This window comes from Paenibacillus sp. VTT E-133291, assembly GCF_002264395.1.
GTDB classification, from domain to species: domain Bacteria; phylum Bacillota; class Bacilli; order Paenibacillales; family Paenibacillaceae; genus Paenibacillus_AQ; species Paenibacillus_AQ nitricinens.
Genome location: NZ_NFVA01000175.1, coordinates 1 through 4,836, shown reverse-complemented (window position 1 = coordinate 4,836; position 4,836 = coordinate 1). Strand labels below are relative to the sequence as shown.

Here is a 4,836-nt window from a genome sequence, read left to right as displayed (position 1 = left end):
TAAACTTTCCACAAATACGGTCACAGTTCAGTTTTACTGAAGTATTCTTTTATTGATCCTTTCGCGGAATTGATTCGTCATAATGAAAACATTACATATAAAGTAATAGAAAAGGGATCTGAAAATACTTATTTGTTGCGAATGCATAAACCCATTACAAAAAACATGCAGGGTGTGCATAATACACGCGAGGCTATCCAATCGGAATTAGAATATCTGTTAGCTTGGTCGACTCATTCTGAATTGCCTGTTCAAATCCCTATTCCAAATCTAAACGGTGAACTGGTATCAACCGTTATTATTGAACAAGAAGAAATACATTGTTCAGTTTTAAAATGGATTTTTGGGGAAACCATGTCCAAGCAAGATTTGAACAGTGAGGAGACAGTAAGTATCTTAGGGACGCGTATTGCACATTTACATCATTTTTCGATGAGGTATCAACATGATTCAAGTTTTATAAGACCTAAATATGAGTTAGATTGGACAAATTCCATGTTGACCCAGTTGAGAACAGGGAAAGAAATGGGTATTGTCACTTCAATGGATTTTAATGTTCTTGAAAAAACACTTTCGTTGATCAACGATCGTATTAAAGTACTGAGCAAAACGAATGAGACTTGGGGATTTATCCATGCCGACATCAACTATAGCAACTTAATTCTCACATCAAAGGGGATTTCATTCATTGATTTTGGTTTATCGGGTTTTGGATATTACGCGATGGACGTTGCTATGGGTGCCCTTATGATAAAAAGCGAAATGCGAGAGGCTGTACTATTTGGCTACACAAATATTTTTTCCAGAAGATTAGATACTGAGCAGCTGGAGGGTTTTATGTTATTAGCGATATTTGGGTACTATACTTTTCTAGTAAGTAAAAAAGATTCGCATAAATGGCTATGTGAACATATTCCAGGCTTAATTGAAGTTTGTAAGCCTTTCCTAAACGGTAAAACGATATTTTACGATATTTGATTCATTCGAAGCAATTAATTCTTTTCAATTAACGGGGAAGATTAGTGTAATAGCGGTTGCTTCGGCAGCTGTTTTTATTTGATAAACTGTTGTACAGGCTAATTTAACAAGGAACTTATGTAAATTTGAAATTAGAAGGGATAAATGAAATGATAGAATTATCTAATGAAATGTACACTCACGTTCTGCCATTGATGAAAAACCTAGCATATGAACCTGTGTTTGCATATTCCGTAATTGAGCAAAATCAATCTGGAAAAGTGTTTGTTGATCACAACGATAATCCCACCTGCAGTCTTATTAGCAATTCATATGGACAGTATTTTTTAGTTAAGAGTGGCGACAATGAATGCTTCATGAGCGATGTAGCTGAATTTTTACTAAATGATCAACACCATTCAAAATACTATGATCTTTATGCTTCAACACCGGAACTACTGTTTCAAATTAGCGAAAGGTTAGTGGGAAAGACTGTAATATTGCACCGTTCTTCTTTTACATTCGATCTATCCAAATTCCAACATCTAAAAAAAACTAACGCATTGCCAGAACAGTTTGATATGAAACGGATGGATAGCGCACTATTCGATAAATACAAAAATGAAATGGACGCTTCATATGATTCGTTATGGAGTTCGGCACAACACTTTGTGGATCGAGGATTTGGTTACTGTCTTTTGAAGGATGATGATTTTGCAAGTGTTTGCAATTCTTATTTTGTAGGTGGAGGTTATGCGGATATAGATATCGTAACCATGGGTGAATACCAGAATAAAGGGTTAGCGACACATACGGGCGTAGCATTTATCGATCATTGTTTAAACCATAATCTATTGCCAAATTATAATTGTGACGCTGGTAATGAACGATCGATACAGCTAGCTAAAAAGCTAGGATTTGCAAAAAAATATGATTTTCCAATGTTATGGTGGCATCAGGATCAGAGTATAATTAGTGATTATTTAAAAAGATTTAATTATTCAAACCATTGAAGCGAGTAGCACACGAGTTTGTTATTAAGCAAACAGAGAACGAGCAAATACTAAGTCATTAAGGCAATATCAAAAAGCCTTCTGGCTGGGACGTTTTAATCGCAAGCACATTTAATTACCAAGCTCGACCAAGAAATTGTATAAGATAGCAGTTATCATTGATAACTTGGAATGATCCAAAACGATTGACGAGCACCTTTTTTTAGATTGAAATGTCAAAAATGGCGATGGAGATGTGTGCTAATGAAAAATATATTCAACGAATTACATACAGTGGAAATACTGAACCGTATCGAGAATTTAAGTCCAAATTCAAAACCAGAATGGGGAACAATGAATGTTGCTCAAATGTTGGCTCACTGCTCAGCATTTCAAGACATCGCATTAGGAAATTCTTTTCCCCCTAGATATTGGCTAGGAAGGATAATAGGAAGGTTTGTGAATTCTATTTTCTATAATGACAAGCCTGCCCCACACAATATGTCAACAATTCCGACCATACGTATTTTAGATGACAAAAATTTTGAGACGGAAAAAGAAAAACTGAAACAAAAGATTTTAACTTTCCAAAGTAATGGACCGGAGAAATGTTCATCCCATCCACATCCTTTCTTTGGAAAGTTCACTCCTGAGCAATGGGGTAAAGGGATTTATAAACATTTAGACCATCATTTAAGACAATTTGGTGTTTAGTTTTTTTCGCAATGATAAAGATTGTTTAGTTTAGGTAGAATCGTATTTTTAAAAGCGTGTTACGGGTTCTGAAAAAACATCAATATTAGATAGATGCGTTACAGTTAAAATCGGATGGATTTTTTTATGTTGTTGCCCATGATCTTTTTGAAGAAATGATAGAAGGCAGGCGGTCAGTCATCGTGATCGGCTGCCTTTATTCAACTAGCGGGCAGGATAATTGAACAAACAGGATTTATTTTACGTTTATAGAAAGTTATATTAGAGAGGAATATTTAGATGCCAAACCATGAAAACGAAGAGATACTAACCGGAGGAAATGTCTCTAGCGTTTATCGTTCGGGAGATACTGTACGACGAGAATTAAAGGCAGATAGTCCCCAAATTCATAAGCTATTAAAGCATTTGGAGAACAAAGGTTTCAGTTATGCACCAAAGTTTTTAGGTATTGATGAAAAAGGGAGAGAAATATTATCCTTTATTGAAGGAGAAGCTGGTAATTATCCTTTAAAAGATTATATGTGGTCTAATGATGTATTAAAAGAAATAGCGAGGATGCTCCGTCTTTATCATGAATCTGTGATAGATTTTTCAATTGAAGAAAATTGGCAATCAATAGATAACACCCCACAACCATTCGAGGTAATCTGCCATAATGATTTTGCAATATACAACCTTATTTTTAATCATGAAAGACCAGTAGGCATTATTGATTTTGATGTTGCTGGTCCGGGTCCAAGGCTTTGGGATATAGCTTATACTCTTTATACTTGCGTTCCTTTAAGTAGGGTTTATCATTCTGAAGCAGGTGAAGAAGTTTTTTATAATTCATTACAGCATGCCGACCGTGTAAACCAAAGAGTCAAATTGTTTTTTGAATCGTACGGAGAGGGAATAGAAGAAGATTATTTGGCGATGGTATTGTTACGATTAGAAGGATTATGTAAAACCATTAAAAGAAAAGCCAGTGAAGGTGACAGTGCTTTTCAAAAAATGATAGATGATGGGCATCTTGAACATTATCAAAACGATATTAAATTCATTCGCGAAAATGGGAAAGAGTGGATTTAAGAGTAGGGTTAGTATTGATTCACGGGTAGAATAGCTGAATACAAAATGATAATCTTTTCGCATCGTGGGGATAGTTTATAAAATTGTAGAAGTGTGTTGGTGAATTTCAAATTTAAAGGAGTCCCTTATGACGAATGAGAAACTTTTGGACTTACTAAGCAGGTACGATATTCAACAGCCTGAGATTATTTTCTTAAGGCACAACGAGAACAGAACATATCGTATTAATGATAGGACTGGAAAATCATATTTACTCCGCATTCATGACCCTTTTATAGATGACATGAAAGGACTACAACATACATTCGCTGGCATCCTTGGAGAATTACAAATGCTTGAGAAGCTGGGAAGCTGGAGCACCCACGAAATACAGACTCCCGTAAGAAACAAAGATGGTGAACTAATTACGATTGTTGAATATGAAGGTGAACTGCTAAACTGCTCCGTCCTCACCTGGCTAGCTGGAAGAGACATGAATAAGAATGATGTTAACAATCTTGAACTGGTAAAAAAACTGGGATCGCAAATAGCAGAACTGCATTCTTTTTTTCGGCAGTACGAACATTCAGATATGGAGATTCGCCCGAGTCAAGGCAGAGCCTATAATGAACGAATGATCCGTGTGATCCGTTCGGGTGTGAAAAAGAATTTATTTACGTCTTCTGATGCTAATATCATTGAACAAACGCTGCAATTGATCAACTCCCGGTTAGATGACCATGGCGGTGAGGCTGGCCCTGATCTTATTCATGGGGATCTGTGTATGGGTAATATCATCATCACAAACGAAGGAAAGGTGCGCTTCATCGATTTTGGCTTTTTCGGAAAAGGTTATGCCTTGCTGGATGTAGCCATGGGAGCTATGATGCTGCCATCTGATCGAAGAGATACTTTCCTTAAGGGATATTACAGAGCGCACGAAAATACAGCGAATGATCGACTGCAGCTGGAAGGTTTTATGTTGGTCGCTATTATCGGATATTATGTCTTCCAGATGGAGAATGAACATGTTCATGCCTGGATGCGTGAAAGAATGCCTAAATTATGCGCAGAGTATTGTCGCCCTTTCCTCAATGGTGAAAGTATATTTTATAAAATATAA

The 4,836-nt window shown here is 36.3% G+C and carries 5 protein-coding genes; all 5 read left to right on the top strand.

Annotation, left to right across the window (positions count from 1 at the left end; translation table 11 throughout):
* Nucleotides 1-69: 69 nt before the first annotated feature.
* The 5 genes from CA598_RS31085 to CA598_RS31065 all read left to right on the top strand — a co-directional run bounded on the left by CA598_RS31085 (nucleotide 70) and on the right by CA598_RS31065 (nucleotide 4,836).
* Nucleotides 70-978: a phosphotransferase enzyme family protein gene (locus CA598_RS31085; RefSeq protein ID WP_179283816.1), complete on the top strand. Its 909-nt coding sequence runs from the start codon at nucleotides 70-72 to the stop codon at nucleotides 976-978.
* A gap of 125 nt (nucleotides 979-1,103) precedes the next feature.
* Nucleotides 1,104-1,970 carry a GNAT family N-acetyltransferase gene (locus CA598_RS31080; protein WP_143812492.1) on the top strand — a complete coding sequence of 289 codons (867 nt, stop codon included), beginning with the start codon at nucleotides 1,104-1,106 and terminating at the stop codon, nucleotides 1,968-1,970.
* 243 nt (nucleotides 1,971-2,213) lie between these two features.
* Entirely contained in the window at nucleotides 2,214-2,663 is a 450-nt protein-coding gene (locus tag CA598_RS31075) for a DUF1569 domain-containing protein (protein WP_094879001.1), read from the top strand.
* Nucleotides 2,664-2,942: 279 nt separating this feature from the next.
* Nucleotides 2,943-3,734 (top strand): aminoglycoside phosphotransferase family protein, encoded by a 792-nt coding sequence (locus tag CA598_RS31070; RefSeq protein ID WP_094879000.1) that lies wholly within the window; start codon nucleotides 2,943-2,945, stop codon nucleotides 3,732-3,734.
* 127 nt (nucleotides 3,735-3,861) lie between these two features.
* A complete protein-coding gene (locus tag CA598_RS31065; protein ID WP_094878999.1) occupies nucleotides 3,862-4,836 on the top strand; it encodes a phosphotransferase enzyme family protein in 975 nt (324 codons plus the stop codon).